Annotated in this window: 18 protein-coding genes; 12 read left to right on the forward strand and 6 right to left on the reverse strand. The window is 61.0% G+C overall.

The annotated features are described in order from the left end of the window. Positions 1-3: 3 nt before the first annotated feature. Positions 4-753 (forward strand): class I SAM-dependent methyltransferase, encoded by a 750-nt coding sequence (locus tag SynBMKMC1_RS12550; protein WP_186471976.1) that lies wholly within the window; start codon positions 4-6, stop codon positions 751-753. On the opposite strand, the gene SynBMKMC1_RS12555 is transcribed toward SynBMKMC1_RS12550, so the two are convergent. The 5 genes from SynBMKMC1_RS12555 to SynBMKMC1_RS12575 are packed head-to-tail and all read right to left on the reverse strand — an operon-like array spanning position 717 to position 5,827. Continuing rightward, positions 717-1,985 (reverse strand): SufS family cysteine desulfurase, encoded by a 1,269-nt coding sequence (locus tag SynBMKMC1_RS12555; protein ID WP_186471977.1) that lies wholly within the window; start codon positions 1,983-1,985, stop codon positions 717-719. The two genes, SynBMKMC1_RS12550 and SynBMKMC1_RS12555, sit on opposite strands and share 37 nt — an antisense overlap. Then, the gene (locus tag SynBMKMC1_RS12560) at positions 1,982-3,178 is read right to left on the reverse strand and encodes a SufD family Fe-S cluster assembly protein (protein ID WP_186471978.1); all 1,197 of its coding nucleotides are present in this window, start codon (positions 3,176-3,178) and stop codon (positions 1,982-1,984) included. The genes SynBMKMC1_RS12555 and SynBMKMC1_RS12560 overlap by 4 nt, the downstream gene beginning before the upstream one ends. Before the next feature lie 2 nt (positions 3,179-3,180). Then, positions 3,181-3,969, reverse strand: coding sequence for a Fe-S cluster assembly ATPase SufC (sufC, locus tag SynBMKMC1_RS12565; protein WP_186471979.1), 789 nt, complete (start codon positions 3,967-3,969; stop codon positions 3,181-3,183). Between the two features lie 53 nt (positions 3,970-4,022). Continuing rightward, positions 4,023-5,462, reverse strand: coding sequence for a Fe-S cluster assembly protein SufB (gene sufB / locus SynBMKMC1_RS12570; RefSeq protein ID WP_186471980.1), 1,440 nt, complete (start codon positions 5,460-5,462; stop codon positions 4,023-4,025). 5 nt (positions 5,463-5,467) lie between these two features. Then, positions 5,468-5,827, reverse strand: a complete 360-nt coding sequence (locus tag SynBMKMC1_RS12575) for a ferredoxin-thioredoxin reductase catalytic domain-containing protein (protein WP_011934039.1) — start codon at positions 5,825-5,827, stop codon at positions 5,468-5,470. Positions 5,828-6,038: 211 nt separating this feature from the next. On the opposite strand from SynBMKMC1_RS12575, the gene SynBMKMC1_RS12580 reads away from it, so the two are divergent. The 10 genes from SynBMKMC1_RS12580 (at position 6,039) to SynBMKMC1_RS12625 (ending at position 13,681) form a co-directional block, all read left to right on the forward strand. Next, entirely contained in the window at positions 6,039-7,118 is a 1,080-nt protein-coding gene (locus SynBMKMC1_RS12580; protein WP_186471981.1) for a class I fructose-bisphosphate aldolase, read from the forward strand. A 41-nt stretch (positions 7,119-7,159) separates the two neighbouring features. Further along, positions 7,160-7,825: an iron-sulfur cluster biosynthesis transcriptional regulator SufR gene (sufR, locus tag SynBMKMC1_RS12585; RefSeq protein ID WP_186471982.1), complete on the forward strand. Its 666-nt coding sequence runs from the start codon at positions 7,160-7,162 to the stop codon at positions 7,823-7,825. Next, entirely contained in the window at positions 7,822-8,202 is a 381-nt protein-coding gene (locus SynBMKMC1_RS12590) for a hypothetical protein (protein ID WP_186471983.1), read from the forward strand. The genes sufR and SynBMKMC1_RS12590 overlap by 4 nt, the downstream gene beginning before the upstream one ends. A gap of 60 nt (positions 8,203-8,262) precedes the next feature. Next, positions 8,263-8,853, forward strand: coding sequence for a phycobiliprotein lyase (locus SynBMKMC1_RS12595; RefSeq protein WP_186471984.1), 591 nt, complete (start codon positions 8,263-8,265; stop codon positions 8,851-8,853). 92 nt (positions 8,854-8,945) lie between these two features. Continuing rightward, positions 8,946-9,704: a phycobilisome rod-core linker polypeptide gene (locus SynBMKMC1_RS12600; RefSeq protein ID WP_186471985.1), complete on the forward strand. Its 759-nt coding sequence runs from the start codon at positions 8,946-8,948 to the stop codon at positions 9,702-9,704. Between the two features lie 158 nt (positions 9,705-9,862). Beyond that, entirely contained in the window at positions 9,863-10,933 is a 1,071-nt protein-coding gene (locus SynBMKMC1_RS12605) for a DUF4912 domain-containing protein (protein WP_186471986.1), read from the forward strand. A 10-nt stretch (positions 10,934-10,943) separates the two neighbouring features. Then, entirely contained in the window at positions 10,944-11,129 is a 186-nt protein-coding gene (locus SynBMKMC1_RS12610; RefSeq protein WP_011934046.1) for a hypothetical protein, read from the forward strand. Between the two features lie 39 nt (positions 11,130-11,168). Beyond that, on the forward strand, positions 11,169-12,563 hold the full coding sequence (locus SynBMKMC1_RS12615; protein ID WP_186471987.1) for a phosphatidylserine/phosphatidylglycerophosphate/cardiolipin synthase family protein: 1,395 nt from the start codon (positions 11,169-11,171) through the stop codon (positions 12,561-12,563). After that, positions 12,547-13,281 (forward strand): alpha/beta family hydrolase, encoded by a 735-nt coding sequence (locus SynBMKMC1_RS12620; protein WP_186471988.1) that lies wholly within the window; start codon positions 12,547-12,549, stop codon positions 13,279-13,281. Before SynBMKMC1_RS12615 ends, SynBMKMC1_RS12620 begins: the two co-directional genes overlap by 17 nt. Further along, on the forward strand, positions 13,256-13,681 hold the full coding sequence (locus SynBMKMC1_RS12625) for a hypothetical protein (protein WP_011934050.1): 426 nt from the start codon (positions 13,256-13,258) through the stop codon (positions 13,679-13,681). Before SynBMKMC1_RS12620 ends, SynBMKMC1_RS12625 begins: the two co-directional genes overlap by 26 nt. Before the next feature lie 6 nt (positions 13,682-13,687). Here the strand turns inward: SynBMKMC1_RS12625 and SynBMKMC1_RS12630 are convergent, their stop codons facing one another. After that, a complete protein-coding gene (locus SynBMKMC1_RS12630; protein WP_186471990.1) occupies positions 13,688-13,927 on the reverse strand; it encodes a hypothetical protein in 240 nt (79 codons plus the stop codon). A 111-nt stretch (positions 13,928-14,038) separates the two neighbouring features. On the opposite strand from SynBMKMC1_RS12630, the gene SynBMKMC1_RS12635 reads away from it, so the two are divergent. Next, complete coding sequence (locus tag SynBMKMC1_RS12635; RefSeq protein ID WP_186471991.1) at positions 14,039-15,697, forward strand: alpha-D-glucose phosphate-specific phosphoglucomutase; 1,659 nt, start codon at positions 14,039-14,041, stop codon at positions 15,695-15,697. Positions 15,698-15,739: the final 42 nt, after the last annotated feature.

A 15,739-nucleotide genomic window follows, 5' to 3' on the forward strand; every position in this document is an offset into this window, starting at 1 on the left:
GGAATGAAAAGCATATTTGAACAGCAGTGGCAGACCTACCGCACCGTGCTGGAGCACGACGCCATGGAGCACCGGGCGGCGGCGGCCGCCACAGCGGAGAAACTGCAGGCATGGCTGGCGCAACGCCCTGCGCACCGGCCCCCACCAACACTCGTGGATCTTGGCTGCGGCGATCTGGCCCGCATGGCCGACCTCTTCAGGACCTTGCCGCTCGGCGCCTACACCGGCCTGGACCTGGCAGCGTCGGTGTTTCCCCTGGCCGCGCAGGCGATGGGTGAGGCGCCATTCCCTTGCCGATGGGAGCAGGGTGATCTCCTCGCCTGGGCTGAACGGCCCAACCCTCTGGCCGATGGCAACCAACCGGAGCGCGTGGATGTGATTCATTCCGCTTTCGCCATTCATCACCTCAGCGACAGCCAGAAAATTCAGTTTCTGCGAGGCGCCCGGCAACGGATCGAGACGGACGGTCTGCTGCTGTGGGTGGATGTGTTTCAGAACGAGGACGACACCCGAGAGACCTACCTCGACCGTTACATCGATCGGGTGCGCCACTGGCCCGCACTCAACACCCTGCAGATCCAGGCCATTGTTGAGCACATGCAGGCCTGCGACTGGCCTGCCCAGCGGGGCACGATTGAAACGATCGCCGCCCAAGAAGGATGGCGCTGGCGCTGGGCCTGGCGCGGCACCTCGGGGAGCGAGGCTCTCGCTGTGCTTCAGCCGTGCTCCCTGAAGAACGCAATCACGCCCTGAAGCTCGGCGGCAAAACGATCGATCTCGTCAAACGTCGTGGTGAAGCTGAGGCTGGCCCTTGCCGAACCCGTCACCTTGAAGCGACGATGCAGAGGCTGGCAGCAGTGGTGTCCGCTGCGGATGCAGATGCCGGCGAGATCGAGCATGGAGGCAATGTCGTTGGCGTGGACTCCATCAACGAGAAACGTGGCAAGGGCTCCCCGTCCCGGCTGCTGCTCCGGTGTCGGACCAAGTATGCGCAATCCCTCGATGCTGTCGAGCTGCTGGAAGAGATAGCGGGTGAGTTGCGCTTCCCAGGCAGCGATCTGCTCCAAGCCGAGCGCCTCGAGGTAGGTGATCGCCGCACCCATGCCCACAGCTTCGCCGATGGCGGGGGTGCCGGCCTCGAACTTATGGGGCAAAGCAGCCCAGGTGCTGTGATCGAGGAATACATCCTGGATCATTTCGCCTCCTCCCAGGAATGGAGGCATGGCTTCCAGCAGGTCTTTCCGTGCCCAGAGAAAGCCCATGCCCGTGGGCCCGCACAGCTTGTGGGAGGACCCCACAAGAAAATCAACACCCAGCTGATTCACATCGGTGGATTGGTGGGCCAAGCTCTGGCAGGCATCCACGAGCATCAGCGCACCAACCCCATGGGCCAAGGCCGCGATCTCCTCCACGGGATTGCGGCAACCCAGGGTGTTGCTGATGTGCACAAGGCTCACCAAACGGGTGCGCTTGTTGAGCTGCTGACGCAGATCATCGAGGTCGAGCTCTCCGCTCTCGGTGATGCCCACATGACGCAGAACGCAACCCGTGCGCTGGGCGAGCTGCTGCCAGGGCACGAGATTGCTGTGGTGCTCCATGACGCTGAGCAGCACCTCATCGCCGGCCTGAAGGTTGGCATCCCCCCAGGTGCGCGCCACCAGATTGATGGCCTCCGTGGCGTTGCGAGTAAACACCACTTCATCGGGCCCGGCAGCGCCCACGAATCGGGCCACGGCAGCGCGGGCTCCCTCGAAGGCCTCAGTGGCACGGGCGCTGAGCTGATGGGCCCCCCGATGCACATTGGCGTTGTCACAGCTGTAGTAACCGCGCAAGGCATCGAGCACGGCCTGGGGCTTTTGACTGGTCGCCGCATGGTCGAGATAGACCAAGGGACCACCCTGAGAATCCAACTGATCCAGGATCGGAAAATCGGAACGAGTCCGTTCCGCAAGCGTTACGCCAACGTCACGAGAAAGTGTGGTCATAGGGGGCGGGCGGGATCGTTGATGGCAGCGGATGCCAGCCAGGAGGGCGCCATTGAAGGAAGGCGATCCACCACATCGCAGCAGTAGCCCTTCAGCAGCAGCGCTGCAGCCTCATCGGCAGCCACGCCGCGGCTGCGCAGGTAGAAAAGCTGATCCTGCTGCAGTTGGCTGACCGTGGCTCCGTGAGCGCAACGCACATCGTCGGCCACAATCTCCAGCTCCGGCTTGGCATCCACGCGGGCCCGATTGGACAACAGCAGATTGCGACTGAGCTGGGACGCATCGGTGCGCTGGGCAGCCCTGGGCACCTGGATGGCGCCGTTGAAAATGCTGTGAGAGCGATCAGCCGCCACAGTTTTTTGCAGCTGATCCAGTGATCCCTCCGGGCCTTCAAAGCAAACACTCGTGTGGGTGGCGAATTGTTCATCCGTGTCGGTCATCGCCAAACCGGTGAGGCGAGTGGTGGCCTGTCCATCCACCTGCAGCACCCGAGGCTCCAGCCGCCCGAAGCGCCAACCACGAAACACACTCACGAAGTCGTAGCTGCTGCGAGGTTCCTGCTCCACCGCCAGATGGGCGAGCAAGGAGCTGTCGCCACTCCCACTGGCCAGAACGCCATGGCGCAGGCGCGCTTCCTGTCCCAGATGCACCTCGATCACATGGCTGTGCGCCAACGGCGCAGCCGCGGATTCACGCTCAGCAGGAATCACCTGAAACAGATCCAGCTCAGCCTTTTCCTCGAGAAGCAAAAGCACCCGCGTGGCCACCAGACCAACCCCTGCAGCCAGCACAATTTCGAGCGGAGCCACCGAGCCGCGCACGCGCAGAGCCAAAACGCGCTGGCTGCGGGCATGGTTGAGCTCCACGGGCCAGGTCTCAGCGCAACCACAGCGATCCAGGGTGTGCCCAAGGGCCTGCTCGAGCTCGGCTTCGCTCAAAGGCGAGACACCCTCAGGAAGCTGAACTCCTTCGAGGGGATCGACGCCGGTTCCGATCACGAAGCGGGTCACGCCCTGGGGGATGGAAGGCCAGGCGTGCTGAGCAGACCCTTCAACGGACGGCAGGGAGGCCATCGCCTCCAGCCGCTTGAGATCTGTGAGCCGCCAAGCTTCCTGGCGTCGGGTCGGCAGACCCAGCCGCTCGAGATTGGCCTGCCCCCGCTTCTGAACTGGTGTCAACACCGTGTTGACCATGATCAAGCCACTCCCTCAGCAGCCAGCTGCTCGTCCACCCAGTCGTATCCGATCTGCTCAAGCTCCAACGCCAGCTCTCTGCCGCCGGTCCGCAGAATGCGACCTGCAGCCATCACGTGGACGTAGTCAGGCGTGATCTCATCCAGCAACCGCTGGTAGTGGGTGATCAAGATGGATGCGGTCTCCGGGCTGGAGAGTTGATTCACGCCACTGGCAACGATGCGCAGGGCGTCGATGTCGAGCCCGGAATCGGTTTCGTCCAGGATGGAGACCACCGGCTCAAGCAGAGCCATCTGCAGGATTTCATTGCGTTTTTTCTCTCCCCCGGAGAATCCCTGATTCACGCTTCGATCAAGGAAGGCAGGGTCCATCTGAACCACCTTCAGCTTTTCGCGCACATGGTCTTCGAAGTCGAAGGTGTCGAGTTCCTCCTGCCCCTGGGTCTCGCGGCGAGCATTGGTGGACACCCTGAGGAATTCCAGGTTGCTGACGCCTGGAATTTCCACCGGATACTGAAAGCCAAGGAACACACCGAGGCGGGCCCGTTGCTCGGGTTCGAGCGTTAGGAGATCGTCACCGCGGTAACGCACCGATCCTCCGGTGACCCGATACGCAGGGTGACCGGCAAGAACCTTGGAGAGTGTGCTCTTGCCACTGCCGTTACGCCCCATGACGGCATGAATTTCACCGGCACGAACCTGCAGATTCACACCCTTCAGGATGGGTTGATCCTCCACGGACGCATGCAGGTCGGAAATGTCGAGAAGCAGCTCGGCGTCGGGTCGGATCACGATGGAAGAGAGGGCGGGATAAAAGGGAAACTCGTTCAGGAGAGCTGCGGACGTCAGCCCACGGAGCCCTCGAGCTTGAGAGCGAGAAGCTTGTCCGCTTCGGCAGCGAACTCCATGGGCAGCTGATTGAACACATCGCGGCAAAAGCCGCTCACCATCATGGACACAGCTTCTTCAAAACCGATGCCGCGACTCTGAAGGTAGAAAAGCTGGTCTTCGGACATTCGGCAGGTGCTGGCTTCGTGCTCCACAGCTGAATCAGGCTGCTGGGAGCGGATGTAGGGATAGGTGTTGGCACCAGCCTGATCACCGATCAACATCGAATCGCACTGGCTGTAATTGCGGGCGCCGGAGGCACCCGGGCCGATCTGCACCAGGCCGCGATAGCTGTTGCTGGAGTGCCCCGCGCTGATGCCTTTGCTCACGATCGTTGAGCGAGTGCGGGGACCGACGTGGACCATTTTGGTTCCGGTATCGGCTTGCTGGCGGTTGTTGGTGAGCGCCACGGAATAGAACTCGCCAACCGAGTCAGCTCCCTGAAGAACACAGCTCGGGTATTTCCAGGTGATCGCCGAGCCTGTTTCCACCTGCGTCCAGCTGATGCGGCTCCGCGCCCCGCGGCACTGGCCTCGCTTGGTCACAAAGTTGTAGATCCCTCCCACACCGTTCTCATCGCCGGCGTACCAGTTCTGCACCGTGGAATATTTGATCGACGCATCATCCAGCGCCACCAGCTCAACCACAGCCGCATGCAGCTGATTGGTGTCGAACATCGGAGCGGTGCAGCCCTCGAGGTAGCTCACCGACGCACCTTCTTCGGCAACGATCAGCGTGCGCTCAAACTGCCCCGTGTCTCCTGAGTTAATGCGGAAATACGTGGACAACTCCATTGGGCACTCAACGCCTTTGGGGATGAACACGAAGGATCCATCACTGAACACGGCGGAATTGAGAGCCGCGAAGTAGTTGTCGTTGCTGGCCACCACGGTGCCCAGGTAGCGCTCGATCAGGTCTGGGTGTTCCTTGACAGCCTCACTGAAGGAACAGAACACCACACCGTGCTCTGCAAGCTTTTCCTTGTAGGTGGTGGCAATAGAGACACTGTCAAACACCGCATCCACAGCCACATTGCTCAGACGCTTCTGCTCACTCAGAGGGATTCCGAGCTTGTCGAAGGTTTCCAGCAACTTGGGGTCGACCTCATCGAGACTCGCCTTCTTCTCCTGCTGCTTCGGAGCTGCGTAATAAACGATGTCTTGGTAATCGATCGGCGGGTAGCCAAGCGCAGCCCAATCGGGTTCTTCAAGGGTGAGCCAATGGCGAAAGGCCTTCAGTCGGAACTGGAGCAGGAAGTCGGGTTCAGCCTTCTTCTCAGAAATCAGACGCACCACGTCTTCACTGAGACCTTTAGCAATCTTGTCGGTCTCGATCTCGGTGACGAAGCCGTATTTGTACGGCTGGCTTACAAGATCCCGTGTGGACGTGGAGGTCATGGCAATCAGCCGGCAGTGGCGTGAATGGTTTCGGTGCTGATCGTCTGCTCATCACCCCGGAAAGGATTGTCTTCCGTGAGGAAGAGCATGCAATGGCATTCCTTGCGCTCACGCATCGGCACACAAGGGCAGTTCCAGAACGCCTGGGACACCTCTGCTTCCTTGTCCTCGTAGTGACGGCAGGGGCAGAGAGCACCACCGAGCTCATCCTTGTGACGCGCCAGTCCCTTCAGCACAACAGCGGTCACACCGGGGTCGCTACAGAAATAGGTACCTGTGCGCTGGGCATAGGTCTCTGCGAATTTACGGATGACCTCGAGGCTCTCAGCAGTCGGTTCTGAAGTGCCGGCAGGGGCGTCTGTCATGGCGCGAAACGGGGCTACGGGGAAGAGAACCGGGGGGAGATACGAAACCTATTGGTTTCGTTTTTTGGAGCCTAGAGCACGGATCCATCACCCGACGGATCCAGCCATTGTGAATGACACCGCATCGCCACAACGGACAAGCGATGTCGCCCAGGCACTGACGGATCTGTGGGCTGTCATTACCTTCGGCGCATCAACACAGTGATCCGCCATGGCCATTGCCATTGCCAACCGTCCGATCAGCGACTGGCTGGGAGATGAAGCTGAACTGCTGCTGAACGCCGCTCCCCGGGTGAGCAAGGAGCGACTCCATCTGCCCAACACCCACGTGGTGGATCGCTTCAGCCTGACCGACCGCAACCCCCAGGTGCTGCGAAGCATTCAGCAGATGTATGGAAGCGGTCGTCTCGCGAACACCGGGTACCTCTCCATCCTCCCGGTCGACCAAGGCATCGAGCACTCTGCGGCCCATTCCTTCGCCCCCAACCCCGACTACTTCGATAGCGAGGCGATCGTCGAGCTGGCTGTGGAGGCCGGCTGCAATGCCGTGTGTTCCACCCTCGGCGTTTTGGGATCCGTGGCCCGGAAGTGGGCCCACCGCATTCCGTTCATGGTGAAGGTGAACCACAACCAGCTGCTCACAGCACCGAACGTGCATGAGCAGATCCTCTTCGCCTCGGTCGACCAAGCCTGGGACATGGGGGCTGTGGCCATCGGTGCCACCATTTATTTCGGAAGCGACGACTGCAACAGAGAACTGCAACAAATTGCGGCCCTGTTCGAACATGCCCACGACCGCGGCCTGGCCACGGTGCTGTGGTGCTATTTGCGCAATCCGATCTTCAAGCAACCCGAAGCCGACTACCACCTCTCCGCCGACCTCACGGGTCAGGCGGTTCACCTCGGCGTCACCATCGGCGCCGACATCATCAAGCAGAAGCTGCCGGCCAACAACGGTGGCTATCCCGCCGTTGCCAAAGCTCTCGGCCAGTCGTTTGGCATGACGGACGATCGCATCTACAGCGAACTGTCGAGTGACAACCCGGTGGATCTTTGTCGGTATCAGGTGCTCAATTGCTACTCAGGCCGGATCGGCCTGATCAACAGCGGCGGCGCCTCAGGCAGCGATGACATGCATGAAGCGATCCGCACAGCCGTGATCAACAAACGGGCTGGGGGCAGCGGTTTGATCATGGGGCGAAAGGCGTTCCAAAAGCCCCGTCAGGAAGGGGTGGATCTGATTCACGCCGTTCAAGACGTCTATCTGAGTCCCGAGGTCAGCATCGCTTGAGCCCAGATCCCGTGGCATGGTGAGGAAACGATTCCGATGTCATGGGCGCTCCATCCCAGGCACCCACCCGCGAAGCGACCCTCACCCTGCTCTTGAGGCAGGGTGAGATCGATGCGGCCGGACTGGCCAGCCAACTGGGCATCTCCGTGCAGGCCATGCGGCGGCATCTGCGCACCCTCGAAGACGAGGGGCTGGTGGAATCCACCGCGGTGACTGCTGGACCGGGGCGCCCTTCGAACCTCTGGCGGCTCACGTCCCGCGGCCATCAACACTTTCCCGATGGCAGCGAAACCTTCGCGATCGGCTTACTGGACTCATTGGCCCAGAGCCTGCCTCCGGAAATGCTGAGCGCTCTGCTCCAGCAGCAGGCGCAGGACAAGGCCGACCAGTACAGACGCCATCTCGGTGATGCTCCGCTCGAGGAACGGGTGCGTGCCCTTGTTGATCTGCGCGGTCGCGAGGGGTACGTGAGCGATATGGCGCCTGCGCAGGATGGTCGCGGGTGGTGCATCAGTGAATTTCACTGCTCCGTGCAGCGCATCGCCGAGGAATTCCCCGCCATCTGCGACCAGGAACTGCAGCTGATCAGGATGACGTTCCCCGACTGTCAGGTGGAACGGGTGCACTGGCGCCTGGAATCAGGCCACTCCTGCGGTTTTCAGATCAGCCCCACAGACAACCTCCACGAAACGAAGACCCCGCTGTGATCGAGTCTTCATCCCCCAAAGGGCCCCTCAGCCGCGAGGACGCCGAGCGGATCGAAGCCACCCTGCTTCCCACCCTGGACCGCCACCATCTGCGCTTGCAGGCGCACTGCCTGTCCACCCTGAAGTCCATTGCAGCGCCGCGTTGTGAAGGACCACTGCCAAGCGACGCCGAGATTCAGGCCTGGTGCCGGGACCAACCTGCGCTGCGTGACGCTTCCGATTTCCAGGATGAGCTGCTCAGACAGTTCCAAGTGATTTCCGACCAGCTCAACGCCCTGGCGGACACCTGCGGATGCTCCCCGCTCGAACTCACCCTCACCGCATTGATCGAACAGGCCGAAGCCGCGAGCCGCCAACGGCTCGCCCAGGAGCGCTGAATCGGCAGGTCCCCAGCACTGCAGACCTCCTGCAATCATCAGTGAAGTTCTTCTCTCACCATGACTCTGGAGATTCCTGACGCTCTGAGCTTCTTCCGGCTCAGCTGCGGGCAGTGGCGATCCCAGCGCAGCGTTCACCATCTTCTGCACCGACGTGCCGAAGCCGGGGGATCACTGATCGTGGTGGACGACCTCCTGCCAACGGATGATCGGCTGGTGGCGATGGCCCGGCAACACGGCCAGGATCCGGCACGGATCATCGGCGGAAGCCACGTGCGCTGGAGCGCCAACATGGCCTGGGATCGCGATGGCGATGCCCACGACGGCGAAACCTGCTTTGCCTTGATTGCTGACGCCGACGCTGAGCGCAGCGGCACCTTGCTCAGAGACCAGGGCTACGCCGAGAAAGCACCAGCGACATCCAGCTTCAGCATGGACGACCGCGACGGCCTGATTTTGCGCACGAGCTACGAGATGATGACGGTGTGGGAGCGATTCAGCTTCAACGGTCCGAACGTCAGAGTGCGCTCGAGCACCGTTGAGGGCCTCTCGAACAATGCGTCCTTCTGCGTCGAAACGCGGCTCTCGGACGCTGCCCCAAGAGGTGCTGCATCCGCCAATGGACCAGTGAACTCCCTCTTTGGCTGGTGAGCGTCTCTGTTACGGACTGTGAGGCAGAGGAGGGCAGTTGAGAGGGGTGTTGACTCACACTTCTACGATCACGCCAGTGGATTTAGAAACGCGTGGCACTCCCCCTTCTGCAGTACGCCCCGACCACGCAGAACAACCGAGTCGCTGCCATCCGGGTTGCGTCTGACGAGAACCAGCGCACGCGTCAGATGGATATCTCCATGGATGCGGAGAATCTGACGACAGTGATCGAATCGGCGTATCGCCAGATCTTTTTCCACGCGTTCAAAAGCGACCGCGAGACCTTCCTCGAATCCCAATTGCGGAACGGTCAGATCACTGTTCGCGATTTCATCCGAGGGCTCTGCCTCTCCGACACGTTCAAACGCAGCTTCTACAACCTCAATTCCAACTACAAGGTGGTTCGCCATCTCGTTGAGAAGGTGCTCGGACGCAAGACCCATGGAAAGTCAGAGGAAATCGCCTGGTCGATCGTGATTGCCACCAAGGGAGTGGAGGGCATGGTGGATGCCCTTCTCGACAGCGAGGAGTACCTCAACGCCTTTGGGTACGACACCGTGCCTTACCAGCGCAACCGCGTCCTCCCCGGTCGCGAGCTGGGTGAAACCCCCTTCAACATCACCACCCCCCGCTACGACGAGTACTACCGAGGCATCCTGGGCTTCCCCCAGGTCGTCTACACCGGCACAGCCAAAGCTCTGCCTCCCAGAGCCAAGCGCATCCGCGGTGGTTTTCCGGAGGACTACCTTCCCTGGGTGCGTGGTCTGTCCCGGGCCACTGGGGCCTCACCCAGTGGATCTGCAGACATCGACTACCTCGCCAAGGTTCCTTATCGCAGCGTCGGACGCTGAGCACTCAAGCAATCGAATCGTTTCAACGGGGCCAGCGCCCCGTTTTTTTTGTGCCGAAACCAGCTGCAGTCAGAAGATGCTGACCCTGGGCATTCCGCTTGTTTGAAAAAAGGGATTTGCCTGCAGACTGATCCCAAAGAAACTTGGGAGCACGTCCGGTGACACAGGCCATCACGAATCTTGCCCGACTGACTCTTCGTCAGCTGCGTCAGATGGCGAGTGACCTGGGCGTGACTCTCTACAGCCGCAAGAGCAAGCAAGACCTCGTTTCAGCCATTGCCGAACGGCAGGAACGTCGTGGTGGCGATCTCAAGGCGATTGAAGCTGAACTCAACCCCCCAGCTCGGCCTCAGGCCAACACCCGGGTGGTTTTCCTCCCCCGCGACCCCCAGTGGGCTTACGTGTTCTGGGAACTCTCGGATGACGACCGCCGGCGCGCCCAAAGCGAGGGAGCCTCTCACCTCAGCCTGCGCCTGGCGGATGTCACCGGCCTGCAGGATGGCTCCTCCCATCCCCACACCCTTCAGGAAGTTCCTGTCGATAGCCACAGCACCGAGTGGTACCTGCCAGTGCCTCTGTGCGATCGCGACTACCGAGTTGAGCTCGGATTCCGTGCCGGCAGTCAGTGGATGTCCCTCGCCTTCTCATCGGTTGCTCGGGTGCCTGCTCTCCATCCAAGCGATCAGATTCTTGATCAGTTTGTTCCCTTCAGCCTCGATGCCAGTGCGCCGGCTCCCCAGCCGGTCACCACGCCGATCGAACCCAGTGACAGTGGCCTGCACGAGCGTCTCTATCAAAGCGCCACCACCCACTTCCGCAGCCGCCGAGTGGGTTCTGAGGTTCTGCATGAGCTGGACTCACAATCCGGCGATCAGCGGGGGCTGAGCGATTCCGGCGCAGGACTTTGGGCCAGTGGACGCAACGAATCAGGTCTCGGCGGTGTGGCGCCGCGCCAGCGCAGTTTCTGGCTAGTTGCTGATGCTGAGCTGATTGTTTACGGAGCCACTGATCCCTCGGCGCGTCTCACCATCGGCGGCGAAGAGGTTCCCCTCTCCAGCGACGGCACCTTCCACATCCAGGTCCCATTCCGCGACGGCGAGCAGGCCTACCCCATCGAAGCAACCGCCGCCGATGGAGAGCAGAAGCGCAACATCACGCTGAACTTCGAGCGTGTGACCCCTGAAGACAACAGCAACCCCGCCAGCGAAGCCAAAGCTGAGTGGTTCTGATTGGGTGGGGATGACCAACAACCGTCCACTGCGCTGGTTCGTGGCCATCACTCCCCTGGCGGGGGCCATGATTTTCCCAGTGGCTGTTCCACTCACGATGGCCAAGGTTGGCATTGGTGCCGGTGTCGGCGTGGCCTTGGTGTTGAGCAGTCTCTGGTTCGTCACCATGCTGCGCACCTCTGAGATGCCTCACTGACATCAAGCGGGGAATCCTGTTGCCATCCGCTCCAGGGTGATGAACTACGGCCCGATCGCCTTACTGGCCTTCACGCTGCTGGGCTGCAGCCAGCCCGGCATGGTGATCGGCCGCCCGCCCAGCGAACTCCCATGGCCAGCGGCGATTGAGGTTCGCTTCAACCATCGCGACAACAGTCGCTACCGCTCTCCACTCGGTGGCCAGTGGCGCAACGGCGACGATTTTGAAGGACACCTGATCGAGTTAATCGATGGTGCCAGGACGGAACTGCTGGTGGCTGTTCAGGAGCTCACGCTTGCGCAGGTCGCCGCCGCACTGGTGAGAGCCCACCAGCGCGGCGTGATCGTGCAAGTGGTGCTTGAAAACAGCTACAGCGCACCCTGGGCCGATCTGCATGAATCGGATCTGCCGCCCCACGCTCGTCAGAGACTGCGACGCTTGGAGGCCCTTGCCGACGTTGACAGCGATGGCGTGGTGACAGCAAGGGAGCGCCGTGCAGGCGATGCCGTGGGGTTGCTGCATGAGGGCGGCGTGCCTGTCATCGACGACACCGAGGACGGCAGCCGCGGCAGTGGACTGATGCACCACAAATTCATGGTGATCGACAAGCGCCAGGTGATCACCGGGAGTGCCAACTTCACAAGCTCTGGCGTCCACGGCGACGGTGGAGCACCACGGACCCGCGGGAATGTGAATCATCTGCTGAGCATCACAAGCACCGAGCTAGCTGCTGTGTTCCAAGAGGAATTTCAGATCCTGTGGGGGGATGGTCCGGGAGGCCTGCAGAACAGTCGCTTTGGCAGAGGAAAACCGAGCCGGCCTGTCAAAAGCGTGATGGTCGATGGAACACGGATGGATGTGCTGTTCGCTCCCCACAGCAAGCGCTCGGAAGACCATGGCCTCCAACTGATCGCACAACACCTGAGCGCAGCAAAGCGCAGCATTGATCTGGCCTTGTTCGTGTTCTCGGCCCAGTCGCTGACGGATGTGTTGGCCCAACGTGTTCAATCCGGAGTGGCGATCCGGCTGCTGGCTGACCCGGGCTTCGCCAGTCGCTCTTTTTCAGAGGTGCTCGACTTACTCGGGGTGGCACTTCCTGATCGTTTCTGCAAGTTGGAAAAGGGCAACCGCCCCTTGGCAAAGCCCCTGAGGGGAGTCGGCACCCCCCGCCTCGCCCGCGGCGACAAGTTGCACCATAAGTTCGCCGTGATCGACAACCGCAAAGTCATCACGGGATCCTTCAATTGGTCACCGTCGGCTGCTCATCAGAACGACGAAACCCTGTTGGTGATCCACTCACCCACACTGGCAGCGCACTTCACCCATGAGATCGATCGCATGTGGCGCGGCGCTGAACTGGGGGTCACAGCACGGATGCGACGCAAGCTGGAACGGCAACGGACCAAGTGCGGCAGTGGTGAAGAAAGAACGTGAACAAACGCTCGCCGGCAAGGTCATGCGGGCCCTGCGCCTTTTGATTCGGCGCAACTTCAGCGCCCGCGGCCTTTATCTACGCTTTCTGGCAGGACGGATCACCTTTGTTGATGGCAGAGAGAACAACGCAAGAGCGATCGTCCTGCAGATTCCAGGTCAGACCGACCCCTGTTACAGCCCGTTCAACACAGGAATCGCCCACAAGCTGCGCGCTGAGGGTTACACAGTAGTTCGCTGCGATTTCAGCGGTCAGAAGATCAACCAAATGAAACGCGAACTCACAGATCACCAGGTGGATGCTTTCTGCGAACAGCTCATTCAGCGCTGTCAGCGCTTGCGGCGGCGTCATCACCAACCACTGATCCTTGTCGGCAAATCACTCGGAGGAGCCATCGTGACCAAAGCGCTCGACAGAACAGGCGCAGCTGGCTGTGTGGTGCTCGGCTACCCATTCCACAAAGAGGGAAGCCACTGGGACCGGCTTCGCCACCTCCAACACGTCCGCAAGCCCGTGTTCATCATTCAGGGTGAGGACGATCGCTACGGCGGCAAGAACCTGGTCGCAGGGCTGGCACTGTCCGAATCCATCAACATGGTGTGGATCGCTCAAGCCGAACATGGCTTCAAACACCACATACCGGCTCTCAAGGACGCATTGGCAGGCGCTTGTCAGACGATCCTCAACGGATCCAATGGTCTGGAATCAGAGGCAGAATGACGATCTCTTCCCTCACCTCGCCTTGCGCTTCCTGACTCTTCTGCTCAGCCTCGCGGTGTTGAGGGTGCCTGCCGCCCAAGCGAAGGTTGAGTATGTACCTCTGCCCACCAAAGACGAACTGCGCTCGCTTCAACTGCAGGCCTACGCCTGCTCCCGGGAGAACGATGCCGATCTCTGCGAAGCAACCCGGAAGACAGCAGACCCCTTGATGGACCACCCCCGACTCCCCGCGGCCTGCAAAGACGCCGTGTGGGAGCTCATTCAGGCCTCCACCCCCGCCACACCGAACACCTTCCAGCGGCGCGACAGCATCGACAGGCCAGCACGTCGGCTCACGGTGGTCTGCGCCAAACCGGTCAAACCCAAAAAGCAAGCCACCCCGGCTCCAGGCAAGGCCTGAGGTCTCTTAAGACCAGTCGAAACTGAAACGCTGACCGGGCAGAAGTCGAGAGACTTCTGAACGCGCTTCATCCAGCAACTGCGTGCTGATCAGTGGGTGGCTCTTCAGATCTCGGATCAATTCGTTCATGTCATCACTGGTCAGCCCGTGGCTGGACACCATTGATTCCAGGCGCTTGCGGAATTCATCAAGCACTGCTTTTTGCTCCTCCGAGAGAGGTCCGGCATTCGGATGATCGATCTGCATACAACGCAACGTTCTCCCTTCCTTCAAAGGTAGCTGCAACAACTGGTTGTGCCGAACACCCCTTACGGCTTCAGACGTGTTTAGGTTCCCGTTGAATTGCTGTCTGATGGGATGACCGCATCCGCCTCGGCCGAACCGACGCACACCCTTGTGCGTCTGGACGCTCCCTTCACTGACCAGAAACCCGGCACGTCCGGACTGCGTAAAAGCAGCCGCCAGTTCGAACAGCCGCACTATCTGGAAAGCTTTGTTGAGGCAGTGTTCCGCACACTCCCTGGGGTTCAAGGCGGCACCCTGGTCCTGGGGGGCGACGGTCGCTACGGCAATGCCCGGGCCATCGACATCATTCTGCGCATGGGTGCAGCACACGGTCTCAGCAAGGTGATTGTCACCACGGCTGGCATCCTCTCCACACCAGCAGCATCCAATCTGATCCGCAAGCGTCAGGCGATCGGCGGCATCATCCTCTCAGCCAGTCACAACCCAGGGGGCGCCGATGGGGATTTCGGCGTGAAGGTGAACGGTGCCAACGGGGGGCCGACGCCTGCCTCTTTCACGGACGCCGTCTTCGAATGCACCAAGACACTCGAGCAATACGCCATCGTCGAGGCGCGAACCCCCAGCCTCGATGCCCCTGGCAAGCATTCCATTGGCGCCATGGACGTGGAGGTCATCGATGGCGTTGATGATTTCGTGGAGTTGATGCAGGAGCTGTTCGATTTCGATCGGATCCGCGATCTGATCCGCAGTGACTTCCCCCTGGCCTTCGACGCCATGCATGCCGTGACCGGCCCCTATGCGCGACGTTTGCTGGAAGGTTTGCTCGGAGCACCAGCGGGAAGCGTGCGCCATGGCACGCCCCTCGAAAACTTTGGTGGTGGACACCCGGATCCCAACCTCACCTACGCCCACGAACTGGCTGAACTGCTCCTCGATGGGGACGAGTACCGCTTCGGCGCCGCCTGCGACGGTGATGGCGATCGCAACATGATCTTGGGCCAGCGCTGCTTTGTGAATCCAAGCGACAGCCTTGCGGTGCTTACCGCCAACGCCACGGTGGCTCCGGCCTATGCCAATGGCCTGGCCGGGGTGGCCCGCTCCATGCCCACCAGTGCTGCTGTGGATGTGGTGGCCAAGGAGCTGGGGATTGACTGCTTCGAAACCCCCACGGGCTGGAAATTCTTCGGCAACCTGCTGGATGCCGGCAAAATCACCCTGTGCGGTGAAGAGAGCTTCGGCACCGGCAGCAACCATGTGCGCGAAAAGGACGGCCTCTGGGCCGTTCTGTTCTGGCTGCAGATCTTGGCCGAACGCCGCTGCAGCGTCGAAGACATCATGACCGAGCACTGGAAGCGCTTCGGACGCCACTACTACTCGCGTCACGACTATGAGGCTGTTGCCAGCGAAGCCGCCCACGGGCTTTACGAGCGCCTCGAAAGCATGCTTCCAGACCTCGTTGGGCAAGCGTTTGCCGGGCGTACCATCAGCGCGGCCGACAACTTCAGCTACACCGACCCCGTGGACGGGTCCGTGACCACGGGGCAGGGCCTGCGCATCCTGTTGGATGACGGCAGCCGAGTGGTGCTGCGTCTCTCGGGCACCGGCACCAAGGGCGCCACGATCCGGATCTATCTTGAGAGCTACGTCCCCAGCAGCGGCGATCTCAACCAGGATCCCCAAACTGCCTTGGCAGGCATGATCACGGCCATCAATGACCTCGCTGAACTAGAGCAGCGCACGGGCATGGACAAGCCCACGGTGATCACGTGATCCAACCTGCACCTCGCAGTAGCCAGAAAGCCTCCCCAACGG

The organism is Synechococcus sp. BMK-MC-1, assembly GCF_014279955.1.
Classification (GTDB): domain Bacteria; phylum Cyanobacteriota; class Cyanobacteriia; order PCC-6307; family Cyanobiaceae; genus Synechococcus_C.